This window comes from Exiguobacterium sp. ZOR0005 (assembly GCF_000798975.1).
Taxonomy (GTDB): domain Bacteria; phylum Bacillota; class Bacilli; order Exiguobacteriales; family Exiguobacteriaceae; genus Exiguobacterium; species Exiguobacterium aurantiacum.
Genome location: NZ_JTLB01000014.1, coordinates 38,796 through 61,713 on the forward strand (window position 1 = coordinate 38,796; position 22,918 = coordinate 61,713).

At 51.0% G+C, this 22,918-nt stretch carries 24 protein-coding genes and 2 other annotated features; all 24 genes read right to left on the reverse strand.

Annotation, left to right across the window (positions count from 1 at the left end; genetic code table 11):
• Positions 1-4 precede the first annotated feature (4 nt).
• The 24 genes from rpoB to L971_RS06540 all read right to left on the reverse strand — a co-directional run bounded on the left by rpoB (position 5) and on the right by L971_RS06540 (position 22,716).
• Positions 5-3,553: a DNA-directed RNA polymerase subunit beta gene (gene rpoB, locus L971_RS06430; RefSeq protein WP_024372177.1), complete on the reverse strand. Its 3,549-nt coding sequence runs from the start codon at positions 3,551-3,553 to the stop codon at positions 5-7.
• A gap of 193 nt (positions 3,554-3,746) precedes the next feature.
• Complete coding sequence (locus tag L971_RS06435) at positions 3,747-4,343, reverse strand: class I SAM-dependent methyltransferase (protein WP_024372176.1); 597 nt, start codon at positions 4,341-4,343, stop codon at positions 3,747-3,749.
• A gap of 85 nt (positions 4,344-4,428) precedes the next feature.
• Positions 4,429-4,794, reverse strand: a complete 366-nt coding sequence (rplL, locus tag L971_RS06440) for a 50S ribosomal protein L7/L12 (RefSeq protein WP_024372175.1) — start codon at positions 4,792-4,794, stop codon at positions 4,429-4,431.
• A gap of 56 nt (positions 4,795-4,850) precedes the next feature.
• Positions 4,851-5,357: a 50S ribosomal protein L10 gene (gene rplJ / locus L971_RS06445; RefSeq protein WP_024372174.1), complete on the reverse strand. Its 507-nt coding sequence runs from the start codon at positions 5,355-5,357 to the stop codon at positions 4,851-4,853.
• Positions 5,358-5,402: 45 nt separating this feature from the next.
• Positions 5,403-5,556, reverse strand: a sequence feature (ribosomal protein L10 leader region).
• A 59-nt stretch (positions 5,557-5,615) separates the two neighbouring features.
• Entirely contained in the window at positions 5,616-6,302 is a 687-nt protein-coding gene (gene rplA, locus L971_RS06450) for a 50S ribosomal protein L1 (RefSeq protein ID WP_034781720.1), read from the reverse strand.
• A gap of 98 nt (positions 6,303-6,400) precedes the next feature.
• Positions 6,401-6,826 (reverse strand): 50S ribosomal protein L11, encoded by a 426-nt coding sequence (gene rplK, locus L971_RS06455; protein ID WP_021066593.1) that lies wholly within the window; start codon positions 6,824-6,826, stop codon positions 6,401-6,403.
• Between the two features lie 148 nt (positions 6,827-6,974).
• The gene (gene nusG / locus L971_RS06460; protein ID WP_024372172.1) at positions 6,975-7,526 is read right to left on the reverse strand and encodes a transcription termination/antitermination protein NusG; all 552 of its coding nucleotides are present in this window, start codon (positions 7,524-7,526) and stop codon (positions 6,975-6,977) included.
• Positions 7,527-7,543: 17 nt separating this feature from the next.
• Complete coding sequence (gene secE / locus L971_RS06465) at positions 7,544-7,714, reverse strand: preprotein translocase subunit SecE (RefSeq protein ID WP_012727692.1); 171 nt, start codon at positions 7,712-7,714, stop codon at positions 7,544-7,546.
• Positions 7,715-7,748: 34 nt separating this feature from the next.
• Positions 7,749-7,895, reverse strand: a complete 147-nt coding sequence (gene rpmG / locus L971_RS14945) for a 50S ribosomal protein L33 (protein WP_081648631.1) — start codon at positions 7,893-7,895, stop codon at positions 7,749-7,751.
• A 127-nt stretch (positions 7,896-8,022) separates the two neighbouring features.
• Positions 8,023-8,664: an RNA polymerase sporulation sigma factor SigH gene (gene sigH, locus L971_RS06470; protein ID WP_024372171.1), complete on the reverse strand. Its 642-nt coding sequence runs from the start codon at positions 8,662-8,664 to the stop codon at positions 8,023-8,025.
• A 201-nt stretch (positions 8,665-8,865) separates the two neighbouring features.
• Positions 8,866-9,411 carry an NYN domain-containing protein gene (locus L971_RS06475; protein ID WP_024372170.1) on the reverse strand — a complete coding sequence of 182 codons (546 nt, stop codon included), beginning with the start codon at positions 9,409-9,411 and terminating at the stop codon, positions 8,866-8,868.
• Positions 9,408-10,145 (reverse strand): 23S rRNA (guanosine(2251)-2'-O)-methyltransferase RlmB, encoded by a 738-nt coding sequence (gene rlmB, locus L971_RS06480; protein ID WP_047375027.1) that lies wholly within the window; start codon positions 10,143-10,145, stop codon positions 9,408-9,410. Before rlmB ends, L971_RS06475 begins: the two co-directional genes overlap by 4 nt.
• 121 nt (positions 10,146-10,266) lie before the next feature.
• The gene (locus L971_RS06485; RefSeq protein WP_024372168.1) at positions 10,267-10,674 is read right to left on the reverse strand and encodes a Mini-ribonuclease 3; all 408 of its coding nucleotides are present in this window, start codon (positions 10,672-10,674) and stop codon (positions 10,267-10,269) included.
• On the reverse strand, positions 10,671-12,068 hold the full coding sequence (gene cysS / locus L971_RS06490; protein WP_024372167.1) for a cysteine--tRNA ligase: 1,398 nt from the start codon (positions 12,066-12,068) through the stop codon (positions 10,671-10,673). Before cysS ends, L971_RS06485 begins: the two co-directional genes overlap by 4 nt.
• A complete protein-coding gene (gene cysE / locus L971_RS06495) occupies positions 12,037-12,726 on the reverse strand; it encodes a serine O-acetyltransferase (RefSeq protein WP_047375011.1) in 690 nt (229 codons plus the stop codon). Before cysE ends, cysS begins: the two co-directional genes overlap by 32 nt.
• A gap of 49 nt (positions 12,727-12,775) precedes the next feature.
• Positions 12,776-12,979, reverse strand: a binding site (T-box leader).
• The gene (gltX, locus tag L971_RS06500) at positions 12,976-14,430 is read right to left on the reverse strand and encodes a glutamate--tRNA ligase (RefSeq protein WP_024372165.1); all 1,455 of its coding nucleotides are present in this window, start codon (positions 14,428-14,430) and stop codon (positions 12,976-12,978) included. (Overlaps the previous feature by 4 nt.)
• 48 nt (positions 14,431-14,478) lie before the next feature.
• On the reverse strand, positions 14,479-14,952 hold the full coding sequence (gene ispF, locus L971_RS06505) for a 2-C-methyl-D-erythritol 2,4-cyclodiphosphate synthase (RefSeq protein WP_029334041.1): 474 nt from the start codon (positions 14,950-14,952) through the stop codon (positions 14,479-14,481).
• Positions 14,949-15,629 (reverse strand): 2-C-methyl-D-erythritol 4-phosphate cytidylyltransferase, encoded by a 681-nt coding sequence (ispD, locus tag L971_RS06510; RefSeq protein ID WP_081977057.1) that lies wholly within the window; start codon positions 15,627-15,629, stop codon positions 14,949-14,951. Before ispD ends, ispF begins: the two co-directional genes overlap by 4 nt.
• Before the next feature lie 57 nt (positions 15,630-15,686).
• Positions 15,687-16,751 carry a PIN/TRAM domain-containing protein gene (locus L971_RS06515; protein ID WP_024372162.1) on the reverse strand — a complete coding sequence of 355 codons (1,065 nt, stop codon included), beginning with the start codon at positions 16,749-16,751 and terminating at the stop codon, positions 15,687-15,689.
• Between the two features lie 114 nt (positions 16,752-16,865).
• Entirely contained in the window at positions 16,866-18,242 is a 1,377-nt protein-coding gene (gene radA / locus L971_RS06520; RefSeq protein ID WP_024372161.1) for a DNA repair protein RadA, read from the reverse strand.
• Positions 18,243-18,296: 54 nt separating this feature from the next.
• Positions 18,297-20,732: an ATP-dependent protease ATP-binding subunit ClpC gene (gene clpC / locus L971_RS06525; RefSeq protein WP_024372160.1), complete on the reverse strand. Its 2,436-nt coding sequence runs from the start codon at positions 20,730-20,732 to the stop codon at positions 18,297-18,299.
• Positions 20,733-20,757: 25 nt separating this feature from the next.
• Positions 20,758-21,801: a protein arginine kinase gene (locus L971_RS06530; RefSeq protein ID WP_197053166.1), complete on the reverse strand. Its 1,044-nt coding sequence runs from the start codon at positions 21,799-21,801 to the stop codon at positions 20,758-20,760.
• Positions 21,801-22,001, reverse strand: coding sequence for a UvrB/UvrC motif-containing protein (locus L971_RS15215; RefSeq protein WP_231557571.1), 201 nt, complete (start codon positions 21,999-22,001; stop codon positions 21,801-21,803). The genes L971_RS06530 and L971_RS15215 overlap by 1 nt, the downstream gene beginning before the upstream one ends.
• Before the next feature lie 247 nt (positions 22,002-22,248).
• Complete coding sequence (locus L971_RS06540; protein WP_024372157.1) at positions 22,249-22,716, reverse strand: CtsR family transcriptional regulator; 468 nt, start codon at positions 22,714-22,716, stop codon at positions 22,249-22,251.
• Positions 22,717-22,918: the final 202 nt, after the last annotated feature.

The window sequence follows — 22,918 nt, forward strand, 5'->3', positions numbered from 1 at the left end:
CGCCTTATTCCTCTTCCGTAACAGTCGGTTGAACGACTTGTTCTAACGCCGATGTTGCGTTCGGGATGTTGTCGTCATCTTCATCTTTCATTTCGACTTCTTCATCGTCCGCAGACATCATCTTGACTTCCATACCGAGCGCTTGAAGCTCTTTGATCAAGACGCGGAATGATTCAGGAACGCCCGCTTTCGGAACGCTCTCGCCTTTCACGATCGCTTCGTACGCTTTCACGCGACCGACCGTGTCATCCGACTTGATTGTCAAGATTTCTTGAAGCGTGTAGGCTGCGCCGTACGCTTCAAGGGCCCAAACTTCCATCTCACCGAAGCGCTGACCACCGAACTGTGCTTTACCACCGAGCGGTTGTTGCGTGACGAGCGAGTAAGGTCCTGTCGAACGTGCGTGAAGCTTGTCATCAACCATGTGCGCGAGTTTGATCATGTACATGACACCGACAGAGACGCGGTTATCGAACGGTTCACCAGTACGACCGTCATAGAGACGAGTCTTGGCATCTTTGTCCATTCCGGCTTCTTCAATCGTTGCCCATACGTCTTCCTCACGCGCACCATCGAATACAGGTGTCGCCACTTTGATGCCGAGCTTTTTAGCCGCCATTCCAAGGTGGAGTTCAAGTACCTGACCGATGTTCATACGCGATGGTACACCGAGTGGGTTAAGCATGATGTCAATCGGTGTGCCGTCTGGCATATATGGCATATCTTCTTCAGGGAGGATGCGCGAGATAACACCTTTGTTACCGTGACGTCCCGCCATCTTATCTCCTTCGTGAATCTTACGTTTCTGAACGATATAGACACGAACCATTTGGTTCACGCCTGGTGAGAGTTCGTCACCGTTTTCACGGTCGAACACTTTGACGTCCAAGATGATGCCGTCGCCGCCGTTAGGTACACGGAGTGACGTATCACGGACTTCACGTGCTTTCTCACCGAAGATCGCGTGCAAGAGACGCTCTTCCGCCGTCAATTCAGTCACACCTTTAGGCGTTACTTTACCGACGAGGATGTCGCCATCCTTGACTTCCGCACCGATGCGGATGATCCCACGATCGTCCAAGTTGCGAAGCGCGTCATCACCGACGTTCGGAATATCACGCGTGATTTCTTCAGGTCCGAGTTTCGTGTCTCGTGACTCTGACTCGTACTCTTCGATATGAATCGAAGTGTAGACGTCATCTTTCACGAGGCGCTCACTCATGATGATCGCATCCTCATAGTTGTAACCGTCCCAAGTCATGAAGGCGACAACGACGTTACGGCCGAGCGCGAGCTCACCCATATCCATCGATGGACCGTCTGCAAGGATTTCTCCTTTTTCGACTTGGTCACCAGCAGCGATGATCGGCTTTTGGTTGTAGCACGTCCCTTGGTTTGAACGAACGTACTTTTGAAGTTTGTAGCGGTCAAGGTCACCTGAAACCGTTGATCCGTTCACGTCAGACGTGCGGCGGACCAAAATTTCACGAGCTGTGACACGCTCGACGACACCCGGGTATTTCGCGATGATCGCGGCCCCAGAGTCTTTCGCTGACACGTACTCCATACCAGTACCGATGATCGGCGAGTCTGGTTGAAGAAGTGGTACAGCTTGACGTTGCATGTTCGCTCCCATGAGGGCACGGTTCGAGTCATCGTTCTCAAGGAACGGGATACATGCCGTTGCGGCAGAAACAACCTGTTTCGGCGAAACGTCCATGTAGTCAACTCGGCTCGGCTCGACTGACAAGTTTTGTCCGCGGAAGCGGCAAAGGACTTGCTCGTCGGCAAAGTGACCGTCTTCAGTGAGCGGCATGTTCGCCTGGGCGACGACGTAGAGATCTTCTTCGTCCGCCGTCATATATTGAATCTCGCCTGTGACGAGACCAGTTTCCGGGTCAACGCGACGGTACGGTGCTTCGATGAAGCCGTACTCGTTCACTTTCGCATAAGACGAAAGCGAGTTGATGAGACCGATGTTCGGTCCTTCCGGCGTTTCGATCGGACACATCCGACCGTAGTGCGAATAGTGAACGTCTCGAACTTCGAAGCCGGCACGCTCACGTGTCAAACCACCCGGCCCAAGTGCAGAGAGACGACGCTTGTGCGTCAATTCCGCGAGCGGGTTCGTTTGGTCCATGAACTGTGACAACTGCGAGCTACCGAAGAACTCTTTCAGCGATGCGATAACCGGGCGAATGTTAATAAGCGCCTGCGGTGTGATCGCGTTTTGATCTTGAATCGACATCCGTTCTTTTACGACACGTTCCATACGAGAAAGTCCGATACGGAATTGGTTTTGGAGAAGTTCTCCGACTGAACGAAGACGACGGTTTCCTAAGTGGTCGATGTCATCTGTTGTTCCGACTTCGTGAAGTAAGTTGAAGAAGTAGTTGATCGATGCGATGATATCGGCCGGTGTGATGTGTTTCACGCTGCGGTCGATATTGCCGTTACCGATAATGTTCAAGACACGCTCTCCATCTGGGTCATCCGGTGAGATGACTTTGATCGATTGAAGGCCGAACGGCTCGCCTTCCGCGACGCCACCCGTAGGTTCCGCGTCCATGTAGCCAAGGCCGTTCTCCAAGTAAGGGAGGACACGGTCGAGGTTACGACGGTCGAGCACAGTGCCCGCTTCGGCGATCACTTCACCTGTTTCCGGGTCGACGAGTGGTTCCGCCAACTTTTGTCCGAACAAGCGATTCTTTAGATGAAGCTTTTTGTTCATCTTATAGCGACCAACGTTTGCGAGGTCATAGCGTTTCGGGTCGAAGAAACGTGAGACGAGAAGTGATTTCGCGTTTTCAACCGTTGGTGGTTCACCAGGGCGGAGACGCTCATAAATCTCGATCAACGCTTTTTCCGTCGACTCGGTGTTATCTTTTTCAAGGGTGTTACGAAGATATTCGTCGTCGCCTAAAAGGTCGATAATTTCTTGGTCCGTGCCGAATCCGAGCGCACGCAACAACACCGTTACCGGGATTTTACGGGTACGGTCGATACGGACATACACGATATCTTTGGCATCTGTTTCAAGCTCGAGCCATGCACCACGGTTCGGGATGACTGTCGCGCCGAAACCACGCTTACCATTCTTATCGAGTTTCGAGTTGTAATAAACGCTCGGCGAACGAACAAGCTGGGAAACGATGACGCGCTCGGCGCCGTTAATGATAAACGTTCCCGATTCTGTCATGAGCGGGAAATCCCCCATGAACACTTCTTGCTCTTTAAGTTCACCTGTCTCTTTGTTTTGCAGACGTACTTTTACGCGAAGTGGCGCAGAGTAAGTAACGTCTCGCTCCTTCGATTCATCGATCGAATACTTCGGCTCGCTGAGCGAGTAGTCGATGAACTCGAGTACGAGGTTTCCTGTGAAGTCAGAGATTGGCGAAATGTCCGTGAACATCTCTTTCAATCCTTCACGTAAGAACCACTCATAAGAAGCAGTTTGAATTTCAATCAAATTCGGAAGCTCTAATACCTCACTGATACGGGCAAAGCTTCTTCTCTGACGGTGACGACCGTACTGAACAAGTTGACCAGTCAACTGATTCACCTCGCAGACCCCCAATTCTTTAGCGAATTTTTCGGGCGTAATAATCGAACATTGTCATTGAATGTCGCTCTTTTTCCGCGTCTAAAAAGCGGCAAACGCGGCAGTTCCAAGCGAATTCCATTCCAATGGCATTTTATAATGTTAGCATATACGTTATAGCGAGTCAACAAGACTTCGCCGTTTGTCAAGACCGAATTGCCCGGAAAATGAAATAGCCTTTTTCTTTCGCAAGTGTCTCGACGTGACCAAACACATCTTCAAGCAGCTTCTTGGCAGAAGGTGCTCCCTGTTTCTTTTGGATGACGACATAAAGCGCTCCACCTACGACAAGATGGTCGTGCGCGTCTCGCAAAATCGTGTGGACCACTTGTTTCCCAGCCCGAATCGGCGGGTTGGTCACGATTGCCGCGAACCGTTCATCTCCGACCGCATCGTACGCGTGGCTCATTCGTGTTTCAATCGTCACTCCGTTTTGGGTGGCGTTTTGTTCGGACAAGGCAAGCGCTCGTTCGTTCACGTCGACGAGGAGTGCTTCACGCCCAGAGGCGTCGGCAAGCGAGATCCCCATCGGACCGTAACCACAGCCGACATCTAAAATGCGACCTGAAACAATAGGCACTTCAAATGACTCGATTAAGAGACGTGACCCAAAATCGACCGATCCTTTCGAGAACACGCCGCGGTCCGAGGTGAAGCGATACGTCTTCCCTCGCAACTCGTACGACCATGTCTCCGGGGTACTTTTTGAACTCGGATCGTTCGTATAGTAATGATCTCCCATGCGTTGAACCTCCTAACCCATTCTTCAAGGAAATAAAAGAAGCTCGCCATGGCGAGCTTCTATAGCTTGTGAAGTAAAAGTTAGATTACTTAACTTCGACAGTTGCGCCAGCTTCTTCAAGCTTAGCTTTAACTGCGTCTGCATCTTCTTTAGAAACGCCTTCTTTGACTGGAGCCGGAGTTCCGTCAACGAGTGCTTTCGCTTCTTTAAGACCGAGGCCTGTAAGTTCACGTACCGCTTTGATGACGTTGATTTTACCAGCGCCAGCGTTTGTGAGGATTACGTCGAATTCAGTTTGCTCTTCAGCTGCTGCTGCGCCTGCACCTGCAACTGCTACTGGAGCTGCTGCTGATACGCCGAATTCTTCTTCGATTGTTTTTACGAGTTCGTTAAGTTCGAGAACCGTCATTGATTTGAGGTCTTCGATGAATTGCTCTTTGTTGAAAGCCATTATGGTTTTCCTCCTTTGATGTTGTAAAAAGTTGTTGTTACGCTACGAGACAAAAATTAAGCAGACTGCTCTTCTTTTTGTTCTGCGATTGCGTTTGTTGCGACTGCGAGCCCACGGATTGGAGCTTGAAGTACGCTGAGAAGCATCGAGAGAAGACCTTCGCGTGATGGAAGTTCTGCAAGAGCTTTCACTTCTTCAAGTGAAGTTACTTTGCCTTCGATGATTCCGCCTTTCAATTCGAGCGCTTTGTGCTCTTTCGAGAAGTCGTTCAAGATCTTAGCTGGAGCAACAACGTCTTCTTTCGAGAACGCGACTGCTGTAGGACCTGTGAAGACTTCGTCAAGACCGTCAAAGCCAGACTGAGTAGCCGCGCGGCGAAGAAGTCCGTTTTTGTATACTTTGAACTCGATTCCAGCGTCACGGAGTGATTTACGGAGTGTAGTCACTTCTTCAACTGTAAGTCCACGGTAGTCAACAACGATTGTTCCAACGCTCGCTTGCATTTTCTCAGCGATTTCATCGACGAGTGCCGATTTCTGAGCTACGATTTTTTCGCTTGCCATGTGTTTGCACCTCCTAGTCATTTCTTGTACCGGACGAGAGGCTGCTCTTCAAAAAGAAATCCCTCGTATGAAGACATACGAGGGCGTAATTGTTTGAAAGTAAACCTGTGACAACAGGCTCAAGTTCGAGCAAAGACACCTCGGAAGGGTTTACGGACCGATGTCCACCTTCTGTCTGCGGTAATCCAACATATTCGGTTGAACGTGTCTTACTTTAACAGCGGTATCACACGTTGTCAACAGTTTATTTCAAGTAGATTACTTGATGAAGTCGGCAGTCGCAACACGGATACCAGGACCCATTGTTGACGAAAGCGCGATGTTTTTGAGGTAAGTTCCTTTTGCAGTAGCAGGCTTCACTTTCATGAGTGTCTCGATGATTGTCTCGATGTTCTCAGAGAGTTTTGTTGCTTCAAATGACTTCTTACCAACTGGTACGTGGATGTTACCGGCTTTGTCGACGCGGTATTCTACTTTACCAGCTTTGATGTCCGCAATTGCTTTCGCAACGTCGAACGTGACTGTGCCTGTTTTCGGGTTAGGCATGAGGCCTTTTGGTCCGAGAACGCGACCAAGTTTACCAACTTCACCCATCATGTCAGGTGTCGCAACGATAACATCGAAGTCGAACCATCCTTGTTGGATTTTAGTGATGAACTCAGAATCACCGACGTAGTCAGCGCCAGCCGCTTCAGCTTCTTTAACTTTTTCGCCTTTTGCGAAGACGAGAACTTTTTGAGTTTTACCAGTACCGTGTGGAAGTACAACGGCACCGCGGATTTGTTGGTCCGCTTTCTTCGGATCTACGCCGAGACGGACAGCAACTTCGATTGTTTCATCGAATTTAGCAGTAGCTGTTTTTTGAACGAGTTCAACGGCCTCAGCGAGTTCGTATGACTTCATGCGGTCAACAAGCTTAGCTGCTTCTTGGTGTTTTTTACCCATGATTCTTTTCCTCCTTGTGGTTAGCGGAATTTCCTCCCACATAATGAAGGGATTGAAGGTGAGTACAATATTCACCGTCAATCCCAGAGACTAATAAATTAGTCTTCGATTACAATACCCATACTACGCGCAGTACCTTCAACCATAAGCATCGCTGTTTCAACAGACGACGCGTTAAGGTCAGGCATTTTAAGTTCAGCGATTTCGCGAACTTTATCACGCTTAACCGTTGCTACCTTCTTACGGTTTGGTTCACCTGAACCGCTCTCGATACCAGCAGCTTTCTTCAAAAGAACTGCAGCTGGTGGAGTTTTCGTAATGAATGTAAACGAACGATCTTCGTATACCGTAATGACTACAGGAATAATCAATCCGGCTTGGTCTTGTGTACGAGCGTTGAACTCTTTACAGAATCCCATGATGTTAACACCTGCTTGACCAAGTGCTGGACCTACTGGTGGTGCTGGGTTAGCTTTACCAGCTGGGATTTGAAGTTTAACGAGTTTAGTAACTTTTTTCGCCACGAGACACACCTCCTTAAGTCTAAAATGTGGTTTCTTGGACGTTGTGCGCCCTCCCACTCAATCTATTAGGTCGAGTTTGTACCGAAATATAGCACAACATCAAACATTTCCGATTGTACCATCCGTTTCTCAGGATGGCAAGTGGGTTTTAGTTAATTTTCTGAACTTGTTCGAAATCAAGCTCAATTTTTGTTTCGCGGCCGAACATGTCGACGACGACTTTAAGCTTCTCTTTGTCCGCTTCGATTTCATCAATCGTGCCTTCAAAGTTCTCGAACGCGCCTTCTTTGACACGGACAAGATCGCCGAGCTCGTAGTTGTAACGGTCTTTCTTCTCGATGAGACCCATCTGCGAAAGCACGTTCGTCACTTCGTCAGGTTGGAGCGGGATCGGCTTGGCGCCGCCCCCTGTCGAGCCGAGGAAGCCTGTGACGTTCGGCGTGTTTCGCACGACGTACCATGAATCATCCGTCATGATCATCTCGACGAACACGTAGCCCGGGAAGTTTTTCACTTCACGTTCTTTGATCTTCTTCTCGCCACTTTTAAGCGTGACTTCTTCTTGCGTTGTTTCGGTTGGAACGAGGACGCGGAAAATTTTATCTTCCATGTTCATCGAACCGATTCGGCGTTCTAAATTTTCTTTGACATTGTTCTCAAAGCCAGAATACGTCTGGACAACAAACCATTGTTTCTCCACGGCTTTCACCTCTTTCCTTAGTTGATCAATAGGTTGACGAGATAACTGACACCAGTATCCACGCCAAACACGAACAGGCCAATCACGACGACGGTCGCAATGACTGTGATGGTATATTTCGTGAGCTCTTTACGAGTCGGCCAACTCGTTTTCTTTAACTCTTTCCATACATCACGCAAAAAGTTCATGGTAGCTTCCTCCTACATTGAATGCCAATTAACGTTACTTTGATTCTCGATGCATCGTATGCGCATTGCAACGACGGCAGAACTTGTTCAATTCAAGCCGCGTCCGCACATCCTCTTTCTTGGTCGTCGAGTAAACTCGTGACCCACAATCCGCGCATGCGAGACTTACTTTCTTTGCCATTCATAAGCGCCCCTTTCGACGGCTCCCATTAAAAAAGAGCGAAAAAAAAACGCCTCCTGTAAAATGGCGTCTACGGACAAGGCGCTGCCTTAAAAGTATCACATAGGAGGCGTGGGGTCAATATCGGTTAACTCGTCAACGTTTTGATGTCGACGTGGCGCTCAAATTTCTTTTTGACGCGTTGCAACGCGTTGTCAATCGACTTGACGTGACGGTCAAGGTCATCAGAGATCTCTTGGTACGAACGTCCGTCCAAATAGAGACGAAGCACTTTTCGTTCCAGGTCGCTAAGGAGCTCATCCATCTTTTCTTCCATGAACAATTGGTCTTCCCGCGTCACGAGCAGTTCTTGCGGGTCGGTCGGGTGCGGGGGCAATATGACGTCTAACAGCGTCCGGTCCGACTCATCGTCAAAGATCGGCTTATCAAGTGACACGTACGAATTGAGCGGGATGTGCTTTTGACGTGTCGCCGTCTTGATCGCCGTGATCATCTGCCGCGTGATACACATTTCAGCAAAACTTTTAAACGAGGCGAGCCGCTCGTCTCGGTAATCTCGAACCCCTTTATACAGCCCGATCATTCCTTCTTGCACGATGTCCTCATGATCGGCACCGATCAAGAAATAAGACCTCGCCTTAGCCCGGACAAAATAACGATAGCGCTCAATCAGAAACTCTAACGCATCGCTATCCCCTTCGTTACGTGCCAGAAAGACGAGCTCTTCGTCTGACATGGTTTCAAATTGTTCGTATGGCCATCCGTTCATGTTTCATACCCCCCGGCAATTGATGATGAACTATGTAAGTTTGTGCTCCCATTATAGGCAGCCTATAAAACGACCGTCAAACAAATTTCTAAAAATTCCGTCAATTATCTTTCGTATAACGCATACATCTATTAGTATACAACATTTCCTTTCAAAAAAATGTCAAACCAACAACAAAGACGAGTCCATTTCATGAACTCGTCAGTGATGCTCGTCACGATTCGACTTACGGCGACGCATTTCTTCGAATCGCGCCCTTACGTCAGGCGAAAGGTCGATTGTTTTACGGTTCGACCTATCCTTCTCTAAGGCACGCCGTTCGATCTCGATGAGCTTTTGTGCCTGCTTCCAATCTTTCAACAACTCGGCGGCCGGCACCCGCAGTGCGCCTTGACCAAAGATGACCCACTGTTCGGTAAAGTCATTCGTGGCGACGAACAGCGTCACGAGACGATTGTCGACGAGCTCATGGGCCCGCCGTTCAATCCATTCGTCTGCCGTTTCGTTCTCTTTCGTATAGACGACGGCGACACGGCTCTGCTTCGCTTTCGCCTCTCGTCCGTATCGCATGTGCGCGTCAAAGACGATCGTCACTTGACGACCGGTGACCGCCTGATACTCGGCCATCGCCTCGATTAAATCGTTGCGGGCCTTCTCAAAGTCAATGTCCCGAAGCTTACGGAGATGGGGCCAGGCTCCGATAATGTTGTAGCCGTCGACAAGGAGCAGTTCGCGCTTTAAGCTCATGACAACGGGTGACGTGTACGGTGCACTTCATACAACAGAAGCGCGGCCGCGACCGAAGCGTTGAGCGATGTGACGTGACCGACCATCGGCATATGGACGAGGAAGTCACACGTCTCACGAACGAGCCGGCTCATCCCTTTCCCTTCGCTGCCAATGACGACGACGAGCGGCATGTTGCCATCGAGGCGCCGATAGTCTTGGCTCTCACTCGCATCGGTCCCGACGACCCAAAGTCCTTTTTCTTTCAGTTCCTCGAGTGTGCGCGTCAAGTTCGTCACACGGGCGACCGGGATGTACTCGATCGCGCCGGTCGACGCCTTGGCGACGGTTTGCGTCAGTCCGACCGATCGGCGTTTCGGGATGATGATCCCGTGGGCCCCGACAGCGTCAGCCGTCCGTAAAATCGAACCTAGGTTGTGAGGATCTTCTAATTCGTCGAGCAAAATAAAGAGCGGTGTATCACCTTTTGATTCGGCGAGTGCGAACATATCCTCAATCGACTTATACTCGTAAGCCGCGACGGCTGCGACGACACCTTGGTGGTGTTCACTGCCGGCCATCTTCTCGAGTTTCGTTTTCGGGACGAATGACACTTGTACCGACGCCTCGTTCGCCATCGCGATAATTTGGGCGAGCGGTCCTTTTTGTTGGCCTTCCATAATGAAGACTTTGTTCATGTCGCGTCCGCTCCGGAGCGCCTCGATGACCGGGTTACGGCCGTAGAGGAAATCGATGCCTTCTTCAAGGACGTCGACTTCTTGATAGTCCGGCCGTTCCGGCTTCTGACGATGCGGACGGCCCCCCCGGTCATTTTTTGGACGGTCGAACGAACGTTTTTCGTTCGCTCGTCCTCCATCATGTCGTTTCGGGTTGCTCGGTTTCGAGCCATATGAACGCTTGTTCGATGAGTTCTTCAAGACGATCCCTTCTTTCTGTAAGGTATGTGTAACCAATCAATGCCTCAAACGCGGTCGAATAACGATACGTATGGACGTCGGTCCGCTTCGGGATCGATCCCGATTTGGCGTTTCGCCCGCGACGAACGACCGCCTGTTCTTCTTCCGACAAAATGCCCGTCTCGAGCCAATGGGTGACGACTCCCGCCTGGGCTGAAGCGTTCACGTATCGGACGGCCCCGCGGTGTAAGTCGTTCGGTCGTGTCAATCCACGTTCGAGCAGCCGTTTCCGAACCGCCATCTCATAGACGACATCGCCCATGTAAGCTAGGGCGAGGGCGTTCAATTGGGACGGGTTCAAACTCATACGCGTTTCCACCGCACGCCTTGCGCCGTATCCTCGAGCTGAATGTTCTGTTGTTTCAACATGTCACGAATCTCGTCGGCACGTGCGAAGTTGCGTTCGGCTCGGGCTGTGTTCCGCTCTTGAATCAATTGATCGATCTCGGCGTCTAACAGTTCTTTCTCTTCGGACAAGGTCAATCCGAGGACACCGGTCAACTCGTCGAACAAGTCGATGACGTGCTCAAGCGTCTCTTTTGATACGTGGTTCGCTTTGGCGTAGATGTTCGCTTCTTTCGCCAAGTCAAACAAGATCGTGACGGCGTTGGCCGTGTTGATGTCATCATCCATCGCTTCAATGAATGCCGACTTGATTCCCGTCAACTTCCGTTCCATCGCCTCGCTCGGCTCTTCTAGCCCGACCGTCACCGAAAGCCGGTGCTCGACGTTATGGTACGCTTCTTTGATGCGGTCCCATCCGTTCGAGGCTTGGTTGATCAACTCGCGGCTATAGTTGATCGGGTGACGATAATGGACCGATAACATGAAGAAGCGGAGCACCATCGCATCCACCTCTTTCAACGCTTCGTGGACGAGTAAGAAGTTACCGAGTGATTTTGACATCTTCTCGTTCTCGATATTGATGAAGCCGTTATGAAGCCAATAGTTGGCGAACTTCGCGTGGTTGCACGCTTCTGATTGGGCAATCTCATTCTCATGGTGCGGGAACTTCAAATCGTGACCGCCGGCATGGATGTCAATCGTCTTGCCGAGATGTTTTTTCGCCATCGCCGAGCATTCGATATGCCAACCCGGCCGTCCCTGGCCCCATGGACTCTCCCACGCCGGTTCACCCGGCTTCGCCGCTTTCCACAAGACGAAGTCGAGAGGATCTTCTTTCTTCTCGCCGACGTCGACACGCGAGCCGGCCCGTAAGTCTTCAATCGACTGCTGGCTGAGCTTGCCGTACTCATCAAACTTACGCGTCCGGAAGTAAACGTCACCTTCAGACGCATAGGCGTACCCTTCTGTCTCTAAGTTCCGGATGAAGTCGATGATGTCTTCCATCGTGTCGGTGACGCGCGGGTGCACATCGGCCGGTTGGACGTTGAGCGCCCCCGTATCGGCCAAATACGCCTCGATGTAACGGTTCGTCAGCGTCGAGACGTCTTCGCCGAGCTCGTTCGCTGCTCGAATGATTTTATCGTCGACGTCCGTGAAGTTCAACACGTACTTCACATCATAGCCGCGATACGTCAAATAGCGACGGACCGTGTCGAATGCGATCGCTGGTCGGGCGTTCCCGACGTGGATGTAGTTATAGACGGTCGGTCCGCACACATACATCGATACTTTCCCTGGTACGATCGGGACGAACGGTTCTTTCTTATTCGTGAGGCTGTTGTAAAACTGAATCATGTGTCTTCTCCTCCATCCGTTTTTCAAGTGAGGCTAACTTTCGTTGCAGATCGGCTACCGCGTTCTCTAACCGTTCCTGGCATTCACGATCCGGATCCGGGAAACGATGATCGAGATCGTGTTGTTTGACCCGCTCTCCGTTGCGAATGACGACACGGCCTGGAATCCCGACGACTGTCGAATCGGACGGAACGTCTTTTAAAACGACGGAACTCGCCCCGATTTTGACGCAATCGCCAATCGTGATGTTTCCGAGCACTTTCGCCCCAGCCGAGATCAACACGTCATTCCCGATCGTCGGGTGACGCTTACCTTTCTCTTTACCAGTTCCGCCTAACGTCACACCTTGATAGATCGTGACATTGTTGCCGATGATGGCCGTTTCCCCGATGACGATACCGAACCCGTGGTCGATAAACAGGCTTTCGCCGATGACCGCACCTGGATGAATCTCGATCCCGGTCACCCACCGGCTCGTTTGCGCGATCAATTTCGCCAGTAGTTTGACGTCACGTCTCCAGAGCCCGTGGGCAATCCGATGCGCCCAAAGCGCATGGAGGCCCGGATACGTCAAGATGACCTCTGCTTGCGAACGGGCAGCCGGATCGAGCTCGAGCACGTTTCGGATATCTGCACGTACACTTTTCCAAAATCCCATAATTGTTCTCCTTTTCCATATCAAAAACAAAGACGCCCCTGTGCCAAGGCACAGAGACGCCGTAAGCGCGGTTCCACTCTGTTTGGGAAACTTCCCCTCTCAAGTCTCGTTAACGCCGAGTCGCGGTCCCGACTACGTATCGCCGGAACGGCTCCGAGGTGCACTTCGACGGGGGACGCTTCTAGAACTTCCAGCCTTGGTTCTAGTCTCTGTAAAGTGTCAATCCGCTTACTTTCCTCATCATTGCCTTTAAGCTAATAAAGTTGCGAGACGTGCCACCACACGCTCTTTTCCAATCAATGCGATTGCGTTCGGAAGCTCTGGCCCGTGCGTCTGCCCTGTCGTCGCGACACGGATCGGCATGAACAAGTTCTTCCCTTTTTGCCCCGTCGCTTTTTGCGTCGCTTTCGTCGCCGCTTTGACTGCTTCAGGTGTGAACTCTTCGATCATTTCGAGTTGCGCCTTGAACTCGGCAAGTACGCTCGGTACTGTTTCGCCTGCAAGCACCGCGTTCGCCTCTTCGTCATACTCGACTTCGTCTTTAAAGAACAAGTCCGTCAACGAGACAATCTCAGCCCCGTGTGTCATCTGTTCTTTATAGAGAGCGATGAGCGCTGTCGCCCAGTCGGCCTCTTCCATCGATAACGCTTCAGGCAAACGACCCGCTTCTTGTAAGAATGGTAAACTGAGTGCCACCACTTCGTCAAGCGAAGCATGCTTCATGTAGACGCTGTTGATCCACGCGAGCTTTTGTTGGTCAAAGACGGCCGGGCTCTTCGAGAGACGACCCGCGTCAAACATGTCGATAAATTGCTCTTTCGTGAAGATTTCTTCTTCACCGACCGGCGACCAGCCGAGAAGTGAGATGAAGTTGAACAGTGCACCCGGCAAGTAACCGAGGTCAGCGTACTGTTCGATGAACTGGATGATCGACTCATCGCGCTTCGACAACTTTTTATGATTTTCGTTATAGATGAGTGTCATATGACCAAACGCTGGATACTCCCACCCGAGCGCGTCATACACCATCATTTGCTTCGGCGTGTTGGCGATATGGTCATCTCCACGTAACACATGGCTGATTTTCATCAAATGATCGTCGACGACGACGGCAAAGTTATACGTCGGGATCCCGTCTTGTTTGACGATGACCCAGTCTCCGAAATCTTTCGCTTCGAACGAGACGTCACCTTTGACGACATCTGTCCATTTGTACGTGACGCCCTCAGGCACACGGATGCGAATCGACGGCTTGCGGCCTTCTGCTTCGAACGCCGCCTGCTCCTCAGCGCTCAAGTTACGATGGGCGCCCGAGTAGCGTGGTGCTTCACCGCGAGCGATTTGTGCTTCGCGTTCGGCTTCCAACTCTTCAGACGTCATGTAGCATTTATAAGCCAGGCCTTTCTCCATCAACTCGTTCACATGTTTGTTGTAGAGGTCAAGTCGCTCCATTTGGAAATAAGGACCGTAGTCGCCACCGCGGCCTGGACCCTCGTCCCAATCGATTCCGAGCCATTCGAGATATTTCATCTGGCTTTCGACACCGTTCTCGACGTTCCGTTTCTGATCGGTATCCTCGATTCGGAGAATCATCTTCCCGCCGGCGTGGCGAGCATATAAATAATTGAATAGCGCGGTCCGGGCGTTCCCGATATGGAGGTGACCCGTCGGACTTGGCGCATAGCGTACACGCACTTCACTCATACTATTTCCACCTTTCTTCTCTTCTGCCCAAATAGTATACCACTTTTGTCAAGCACGGTTGAGCAGGATGACCGCCTGGGCGGCAATTCCTTCTTCACGTCCTGTGAAACCGAGCTTTTCCGTCGTCGTCGCTTTGACGTTCACTTGGCTAATGTCGGCTTCAAGCAGTTCCGCGATGACCGCTCGCATGTCGTCGATATACGTCCGGAGTTTCGGACGTTCCGCCATTACCGTCGCATCGACGTTGCCGAGCACGTACCCTTCCGCTTTCACGAGTTTCCAGACGTGTCGGAGCAACACTTTTGAATCTGCGTCTTTGAACGCCGGGTCGGTATCCGGGAAATGTTTGCCGATATCCCCTGCCGCAATCGCCCCAAGTGCCGCGTCCGCGATCGTATGCAAGAGCACGTCAGCGTCTGAATGACCGAGTAAACCACGATCATGCGGGATCTCGATCCCCCCTAAAATGAGCGGCCGCCCTTCGGCGAACGCATGCACATCAAATCCTTGTCCGATTCTCATCGATAATCCTCCTTTGTCAAGATCGCTTCGCCAAACAGTAAATCTTCAGGCGTCGTCATTTTAATGTTGTGATAATCCCCTGGAATGACGGTCACTTCTTTGCCCGCCCATTCGAACAGGCTCGCATCATCGGTCCCGACGACGCGAGCGGACTCCGCTCGGTCGTGAATGGCCCGAATCTCAGCCGCCGGAAAAGCTTGCGGTGTTTGCGCCAGCCATAGCGCCTCACGAGGAACGGTTTGTTGAATCACCCCAGCCGCCACTTGTTTAACGGTGTCTTTCACCGGGACAGCCAAAATGGCCCCATTCGTCTGTGCCGCTTCCGCCACTTCATGTAACTGACTCATGCGCACGAACGGACGCGCCCCGTCATGGATCAACACGACACGATCTGCATCGACGGCGTGAAGCCCGGCCCGCACACTTTCTTGCCGTTCTTTCCCACCGGCCACATACGTGATCGGCGTCCTAATGTGGGCGAGCATCGATTCAAACCATTCTGCCTCTTCCGGTTGAATCGCCAACACGATGTGGTCGCACCACGAGTCACGGGCGAACGCCTCGACCGTCCAGACGATAATCGGTTTCCCATGAAGCGCTAACCTTAATTTGTTTTCATTCGCACCCATCCGTTTGCCTTGTCCGGCTGCCGGGATGACGACTGAATAACGTACCATGTCCATTCACCTCTCTTCGTGAAAAAAGAGAGCGCGAATGCGTCTCTTTTTTCATGGTTATTCAGGACGAGCAAAAATCATTCGACCCGCCGAGGTCTGGAGTACACTCGTCACGACGACCGGTAACGTCTTCGAGATGAGTTTGCGTCCCCCTTCGACGACGACCATCGTCCCGTCTTCAAGGTAGGCGACTCCTTGATTTTGTTCTTTTCCTTCTTTAATGACTGTAACGACCATCTCTTCTCCCGGGATGACAATCTGTTTCACCGAGTTAGCCAAGTCGTTAATGTTCAAGACCGGGACGTTGCGGACTTCACACACTTTGTTCAAGTTGTAGTCGTTCGTGACGACGATGCCATTCTTGAGTTCAGCCAGTTTGATCAACTTGATGTCGACTTCCGCCACATCTTCAAAGTCTCCATCGTAAATCTCGACTTCGATGCGGTCGTTGTCTTGTAACTCTTTCAAGATGTCGAGACCACGACGGCCGCGATTTCGCTTCAACGTATCCGACGAATCGGCGATATACTGAAGCTCGCCAATCACGAATTGCGGGACGATGAGCGTGCCTTCGATAAACCCTGTTTTCGCAATGTCGGCAATCCGGCCATCGATGATGACGCTCGTATCTAATATTTTATCGTTGGAACGACGAACCGGCTCAGCCGGCTGCTTCTCACGCTCACTTTTCACGAATAATTTGATCCATTCGTTGCGCTTGCGATACCCGACGGCAAATCCGAAATAACCGAACAAGGCGGTCACGAAAATCGGAACGATTTTACTGAGCAAGAAAATGTTCGTCACTTCGAGTGAGACGCTGATCAAAAAGGCGATTAACAATCCGATGATCAACCCGATCGACCCGAATAAAATATCCCCGACCGGCAAACGGACGAGCCGTTCTTCAACAAAACGGATAAATTTAACGACCCCATCGGTCAAGAATAAACTAAGAATGAAGAAGATAAGTCCACCAATCAAACTAGCCACGTATGGAATCGTCAACCAAGCGGGTACGTTCACACCTAGGTCTCCGAGAAGAAGCATCGCTTCGATAATCCCGAACCATCCGACGACGAGTCCGATTAGAATAAATCCGATTCGCACTGCAATCTTCACTCATTCCACCTCCTTTTATTATGAATTTTAATTTCAAAAAAATAACACTTTCATTGTAACACGGTTCTTTTGAAAGCGTTCGTTACAAAGCGTTAAAAACTGTCTGAGGCACCCTTAGAACGGGATGGTGAGCTGGAGCGCCTCATCGACAGTACTGACTCCGACGACGTCGATCCCGGATGGGGCCGTCCAGCCGCCAAGATTGTTTTTCGGGATGATGGCTCGAGTGAATCCGAGCTTGGCCGCTTCGGCGACGCGCTGCTCGATTCGTGAGACACGACGTACTTCACCGGTCAAGCCGACTTCCCCGATGCACACGTCCGTCGGTCGGGTCGGACGGTCACGGAAACTCGAAGCGATGGACACGCAAATCGCCAAGTCGATCGCCGGTTCATCGAGTTTGACCCCGCCGGCCGCTTTCAAATAGGCATCTTGCGTCTGAAGCAAAAGCCCGGAACGTTTCTCGAGCACGGCCATGAGTAGCGCGACCCGGTTTTGGTCAATCCCCGTCGCCATCCGCCGTGGGTTACCGAACGAGGTCGGGGAGATGAGCGCTTGCAGTTCGACGAGCACCGTCCTCGTCCCTTCCATCGAAGCGACGACGGTCGAACCCGATACGCCGGCCGTCCGTTCTTCTAAAAATATCTCGGACGGATTGAGCACTTCCTCGAGCCCGCCTTCCTTCATTTCAAAGATACCAATCTCGTTCGTCGAGCCGAAACGGTTTTTGACAGCCCGTAAGATTCGGAACGTGTGGTGACGTTCACCTTCGAAATAAAGGACAGCATCGACCATGTGTTCGAGCAAACGCGGTCCGGCAATCGAGCCTTGTTTCGTGACGTGACCGACGATAAAGACGGCCACCCCTCGCGTTTTAGCAATCTTCATCAAGGCGGCGGTACATTCTCGCACTTGGGCGACGCTGCCCGGCGCCGATTGAATCTCATCCATGTAGACCGTTTGAATCGAGTCGATGATGACGAACCCAGGTTTTTCTTCGTCGATGACTCGCTCGATCATCAACATATCCGTCTCGGCGAGCACATATAAATCCTGCGTCGGCAGGCCGAGCCGTTCAGCACGAAGCTTCGTCTGTTTGAGCGACTCCTCACCTGAAATGTAGAGCACTTTTCGGCCGCTATGGGCCAGGTGGGCACTCACTTGGAGCAAAATCGTCGATTTCCCGATTCCCGGATCGCCTCCGACAAGGACGAGCGAACCAGGCACGATCCCGCCTCCGAGCACACGGTCGAACTCTTGACTGTTCGTATGGACGCGCGTCTCTTCTTGCGAGACGACGTCCGCGAGACGTTCCGGTTTCAACTGCCTCGATGAACTATGCACGAATGCGGCGCCTCGTTTCGCCTTTTTCTCTTCGACGAATTCTTCAACGAGCGTGTTCCATTCATTACATCCTGGGCAACGCCCCATCCATTTGGCAGATTCGTAGCCACAAGATTGACATACATATTTCGTTTTAATTTTAGCCATACGTGTTCCCTTCTGTCTAAAAAAGCCCCCTCATAGGAGAGAGGGGGCTACGGATTATTGAACGACCCCTTCGTTTCGGACGACGAATTCCCCGTCTTGCACATCGAGGGCGACTTTACTGCCTTTTGCAATGTTACCGCTGAGCATCGATTCTGAGAGGCGGTCTTCCACCTCACGCTGGAGCGCCCGGCGGAGCGGTCGAGCCCCGTATTCAGGGTCGTAGCCGACTTCTGCAATCTTCTCGAGCGCTGATTCGGTTAACGTGAAATCAATACCTTGTTCCCCGAGGCGTTTCGTAAGCGTCTCAGCCATGAGCTTGACGATTTCTTGAATATGCTCTTTTTGGAGCGAGTGGAACACCGTGATCTCATCGATTCGGTTCAAGAACTCAGGACGGAACGCTTTTTTGAGCTCTTCCATGACTTTGTCCTTCATCTCTGTATATTCACGCTTCACGTCGTCTTCAACCGTGAAACCGACATATTTGTTTCGTTTGAGCGCCGCGGCTCCGACGTTTGACGTCATAATGATGACGGTGTTGCGGAAGTCGACGGTGCGGCCTTTCGAGTCTGTCAGACGGCCGTCATCGAGCACTTGAAGCAAGATGTTGAATACTTCCGGGTGCGCCTTCTCGATCTCGTCGAGCAAGATGACCGAATACGGCTTGCGACGAACTTTCTCCGTCAACTGACCGCCTTCCTCATATCCGACGTATCCTGGTGGCGAGCCGACGAGTCGACTCGTCGCATGTTTCTCCATGTACTCGGACATATCGATTCGGATAATCGCATCTTCGTCACCGAACAACGCTTCGGCAACGGCACGGGCAAGCTCTGTTTTACCAACCCCGGTCGGTCCGAGGAACACAAATGATCCAATCGGTCGTTTCGGATCTTTCAAACCGGCACGGGCACGACGAATCGCTCGTGAAATCGATTTGACCGCCTCGTCTTGACCGATGACCCGGTTATGAAGGATCGATTCAAGTTTGAGGAGACGATCCGTCTCTTCTTCGGCGATCTTTGTGACCGGGACGCCCGTCCAACTGGCGACAACTTGGGCGATATCTTCTTTCGTCACTTCGAGCTTTTCATTCCCTTGCTTATTTTGCCATTCAGACTTGAGGTGCTCGAGTTCTTCACGCACTTTTTGTTCCGTGTCGCGAAGCGAGGCTGCTTTTTCAAACTCTTGGCTTTGGACGGCCGAATCTTTCTCTTTTCGAATCGACTCAAGCCGTGCTTCGAGCTCTTTCAAGTTTGGTGGCGCCGTGAACGAACGGAGGCGCACTTTTGACGCCGCCTCATCGACGAGGTCAATCGCTTTGTCCGGAAGGAAACGGTCTGAGATGTAACGGTCTGAAAGGACGACCGCTTCGTGGACCGCCTCATCCGTGATTGTCACGCGGTGGTGCGCTTCGTAGCGATCACGTAAACCGAGTAAGATTTGCTCTGCCTCTTCTGCAGTCGGTTCGTTCACTTGAATCGGTTGGAAGCGGCGTTCGAGTGCTGCGTCTTTTTCGATATATTTGCGGTATTCGTCGAGCGTCGTCGCCCCGATACATTGCAACTCACCACGAGCGAGTGACGGTTTCAAAATGTTTGAGGCGTCAATCGCTCCTTCGGCCCCACCGGCACCAATCAACGTATGCAGCTCATCAATGAAGAGGATGACGTTTCCGGCTTGACGAATTTCGTCCATGACTTTTTTCAAGCGATCTTCGAACTCCCCGCGGTATTTTGTACCGGCGACGAGCGTCCCCATATCAAGCACCATGACGCGTTTATTGCGAAGTGTCTCCGGGACCTCATTGTTAATAATCTGTTGAGCGAGTCCTTCGACGACTGCCGTCTTACCGACACCAGGCTCTCCGATCAACACCGGGTTGTTTTTCGTGCGTCGTGACAGCACTTCAATCACACGTTGAATCTCACCTGAACGTCCGATGACCGGATCGAGACGCGACTCACGTGCTTGCTGTGTCAAGTCGCGGGCCAAACCATCAAGCGTAGGGGTCGCAGCGCTTGTACCCGGCTGCGAGGCGTTAGACGATGACTCCGTGTTGCCGAGAAGTTGCAGCACTTGTTGACGGGCTTTCGTCAAGCTGATGCCAAGGTTGTTCATGACCCGGGCAGCGACGCCTTCCCCTTCTCGAATCAAGCCGAGCAAGATATGTTCTGTCCCGACGTATGAATGACCGAGTTTACGGGCTTCATCCATCGACAGTTCAATCACTTTTTTCGCTCGTGGCGTATAGTGAATCGTTGAGCCGTTCTCAGAACCACGTCCGATCAACGCCTCGACTTCTTGCTGAATCTTCTCAGATGTCATCCCGAGGGCAAACAACGCTTTAGCCGCGATGCCTTCCCCTTCTCGAATCAAGCCGAGTAAAATGTGCTCTGTACCAATATTATGATGGCCAAGCCGTACTGCTTCCTCTTGGGCTAAAGCTAATACGCGCTGAGCTCGTTCTGTAAATCGACCAAACATCATTGACAAAACCTCCTTGAGAGTTGAATCAAACTAAGCCTTGATCTAACGTTCGACGCACGAGCGTCGCTCGTTCCCGATCTCGTTCTTTCGTAGATAATGTTTTCCCGAAATGTTTTTGTAGGAAACCTGATTGCATGCGGACAATCAAATCGTGAAATTGAGGGGGACTCCAATCGGATAACAATCCGAGGTCACTTGCTAAGTGAAGATCCGATAGGCGTTCTATCGCCTCAGTCGACGATAATAATTTCGCGTATCGCAAAATGCCATAGGAACGATAAAACTGATCTTCAAGCTCATCCTGGTTGTTCGTAAGCAGGTATTCGCGGGCTTGACGCTCCGCCTGAATGACTTGTTCCGTGATTTCTATAAAGTCTGACAAGAGTTGCGACTCGTGGCTGCCAAGCGTTCGTTGGTTGGATAATTGAAACAATCGCCCGGCAGCATCGCTCCCTTCTCCATAACGTCCGCGAATCGTGTATCCGAGTTTACGAAGTTCTTTTAATATAGGAGTTATTCGTCCGGTCAGCGTCAATCCCGGCAAGTGTAACATGACCGAGGCGCGGAGTCCGGTTCCAATGTTGCTAGGACATGTTGTCAAATAGCCTAGCGTCTCATCGAACGCATAAGGGAGCGACTCCTCACACAGTTCGTCCACACGCTTCGCAAGCTCGAATGCCTCGGTCACTTGTAATCCAGGTAAGAGTGTCTGAATTCGTAGATGGTCTTCTTCATTGATGAGGACACTGATCGTTTCATCTTCACTTAAGAAAACGGCGCTATCTTCTTTTTCAGCAATCGCCGGACTGATGAGATGCTTCTCGACGAGTGCTTGACGTGTCACCGCATCATACGAAGACATTCGCAAGTATTCAAATCCTTGCAATCCTCCGAGCGATGCCTCGACTCGCTCACATAGTTGCCGTTGCCCCTCTTTTGATAACACCGGAGAGAAGACCGTATCTTTCAAATTACGAGCGAGCCGAATCCGTGTCGAGATGACAAGGTCATCGAGTTTCGCGCGTTCATTCATTTTCGGACCAAGTGGATGTTTGAGGAATGTCTCCATCATGCCTCACCTTGACCTTTCAATTGAATCATTTCTTTTTTGATGCGCGCTGCGCGTTCATAATCTTCTTGTTCGACGGCTTGCTCTAACTCCCCTGCTAACTTTACTAGTCGCTCTTCGATTCGTTCGTCCGGTGTCCGTAGCAAATTAGGAATCGATCCGACATGATGATCGTGCCCTTGTTGATATTGACGCGCCATCTTGATCAAGTCATCTCGAAACACCGTATAACAATGGGCACAACCTGCTTTTCTCAATTGTTGTAACTCAGTTTGCGTAATTTGACATGTCGGGCACCGCTTTACGACTGGAACATACCCCGTCATCACCTCAAATGCGCAATTTCGACATAATTTCCGTTTGACCGGGATTCCATCTTCCGTTATCACCATTTCATTGACGGCGGGTCGCCGTTTGCACCGTTCGCATAACATATCTTTTCCTCCGTCAGCGATAACTTAACAGTTTCATCAATGCAAGCAACTGCTGTCTGCGAATCAAATAACGGTCATCCGCATGCAATCCTAGTGATTCGTCTGAGAGCACATGAAAGAGCAGTCGAACTTCACGTTCATTCAATAGTCCTTCTTCGAATAAACGGACTAATATATTCTCAATCACTTGTTCTGTCAGTCGGGGTTGCTCATGTAAGAAATCAATCAAACTCGCTAACAGATCTTGTTTCTCGTTTAAAATGACGCGACGGATCCGAATATACCCGCCTCCGCCTCGCTTGCTTTCTACGAGATACCCTTTTTCGACTGTGAATCGTGTGTTGATGACGTAGTTGATTTGAGACGGGACACATTCAAAACGTTTCGCGATGTCTTGCCTCTTGATTTCAATCGTATCGGCCTGACTTTCTTTCAGCACTTGCTTTAAATACTGTTCGATCACATCAGATATGTTTCTCATCTCCACCACCCTCTGACCATCTTTGACTTTTGACTTTATTCTATCATTGATTCAAAAAAAGGCAAACGAAAAGCGACGATGCATCAGCATCGTCGCTACTAAAAAAGACGACCGAGCGTTATGCTCGATCGTCTCATGTTGCCTGGCAACGTCCTATCCTCACAGGGGGAGACCCCCAACTACTTTCGGCGCTGAAGCGCTT